The organism is Pseudomonas sp. R62, from assembly GCF_000257605.1.
In the GTDB taxonomy this organism is placed as follows: Bacteria; Pseudomonadota; Gammaproteobacteria; order Pseudomonadales; family Pseudomonadaceae; genus Aquipseudomonas; species Aquipseudomonas atacamensis.
On sequence record NZ_JH635998.1, the window covers coordinates 2,366,771 to 2,368,516 of the forward strand.

The 1,746-nt window shown below is 59.4% G+C and carries 3 protein-coding genes; all 3 read right to left on the minus strand.

Annotation, left to right across the window (positions count from 1 at the left end):
• On the minus strand, nucleotides 1-723 hold a 723-nt coding region (locus tag OQK_RS11625), incomplete at its 3' end, for an HD domain-containing protein (RefSeq protein WP_038860878.1).
• Between the two features lie 57 nt (nucleotides 724-780).
• Entirely contained in the window at nucleotides 781-1,044 is a 264-nt protein-coding gene (gene rpoZ / locus OQK_RS11630) for a DNA-directed RNA polymerase subunit omega (RefSeq protein ID WP_008030604.1), read from the minus strand.
• 168 nt (nucleotides 1,045-1,212) lie between these two features.
• A partial coding sequence (gene gmk / locus OQK_RS11635; RefSeq protein WP_016772539.1) for a guanylate kinase occupies nucleotides 1,213-1,746 on the minus strand: 534 nt, incomplete at its 5' end.

Genomic DNA, 1,746 nt, shown 5'->3' on the forward strand with positions numbered 1-1,746 from the left:
GTAGAGGTGTTTCTGCCGACCGCTGACTTCGCCCTGGATGCCGTCGATGGCGAGGCAGTGGCCGAGGGACTCTTCGATCTTGTTGACGATTTCCTTGCGGTTGCCCCGGGCGCGTTTGACCGCCTGGTAGATCCGCGCGGAACGCATCGGGTGCATGGCCTTGAAGCCGAGGTCTTCGAATTCGATGCGGATCGCGTGCATGCCCAGCCGGTTGGCGATGGGTGCGTAGATCTCGAGGGTTTCCTTGGCGATGCGCCGGCGCTTTTCGCCGGACAGCACTTCCAGCGTGCGCATGTTGTGCAGACGGTCGGCGAGCTTGACCAGGATCACCCGGATGTCGCGCGCCATGGCCATGGCCATTTTCTGGAAGTTTTCCGCCTGGGCTTCGGCCTTGGTCTCGAAGTTCATCTGGGTCAGTTTGCTGACCCCGTCGACCAGTTCGGCCACGGTTTCACCGAACTGCGCTTGCAGCGCTTCCTTGGCGATACCGGTGTCTTCGATCACGTCATGCAGCATCGCGGCCATCAGGCTCTGATGGTCCATGTGCATGTCGGCAAGAATATTGGCCACGGCAAGAGGATGCGTGACATACGCCTCGCCGCTGCGACGGCGTTGACCGTCATGGGCTTGTTCGGCGTAGAAATACGCTCGGCGGACCAGGTTGACCTGGTCGTTGCCGAGGTAGGTCGATAAGCGATCGGCGAGGGCGTCTATGCTCGGCATGATGATTCCTGCCGAAAGCTGTGACCCCGCGCCGTGCTACGTCGACCAGGCATAGGCTTAGACGGCCTCGTTCGACTCGTCCTCGAACGCTGCGAACAGCGGTTCATCCTGGACGATTTCCTGCTCGGCGATGAACTCGTAGCTCATCAGGCCTTCAGCAATTTCACGCAGCGCGACAACGGTCGGCTTGTCGTTTTCCCACTGCACCAATGGCTCTTTGCCGCCGGTGGCCAGTTGACGGGCACGCTTGGTAGAGAGCATGACCAGCTCAAAGCGGTTTTCCACGTGTTCTAGGCAGTCTTCAACGGTTACGCGGGCCATGGTATTCCTCGGAGCGAATGCAATATGCGCGCTGCCCGGTTGGGCGAGCGGACTGAGCAGTTTAAAAAATCACCAGCGATTAGGGAAGCGCTGATTTTTTGACCAGACCCTTCAACGCGCTGCAAGCACCAATGTAAAGCGCTTGCAGGCATTTTGGGAAGTGCTGTTTCAGCCGAGCAATTCAGCCAGCAATTTGCCGAAACGCACTTGCTGGCGTTTCTGTTGCAGCTGATTGGCGCGGAAAATCGCTTTCAGATCGTCCAGCGCGTGGGCGAAATCATCGTTGATGATCAGGTAATCGTAGTCGACGTAATGGCTCATCTCGCTGACTGCTTCGCGCATGCGGCCGTCGATGATCTCGTCGCTGTCCTGGCCACGGTTGGTCAGGCGCTGGTGCAGGGCTTGCAGCGATGGCGGCAGGATGAAGATCGAGCGCGCTTGCGGCATCAGCTTGCGCACTTGCTCGGCGCCTTGCCAGTCGATTTCCAAAATCAGGTCGTGACCTTCGTCCAGGGTCTGCTGCAGGCGGCTTTGCGAGGTGCCGTAGAAGTTGCCGAAGACTTCGGCGCGCTCAAGAAAGTCGCCGTGCTCGCCCATCTTCACGAACTCTTCGCGGGTCACGAAGTGGTAGTTCACGCCATCCACTTCGCCCGGGCGCATGGCGCGGGTGGTGTGCGAAACGGAAACGCGAATCTCCGGATC

What these genes read in the sequence shown, in the direction of transcription:
- rpoZ (WP_008030604.1), bottom strand. Translation starts at nt 1,044, where the DNA reads ATGGCCCGCGTAACCGTTGAAGACTGCCTAGAACACGTGGAAAACCGC.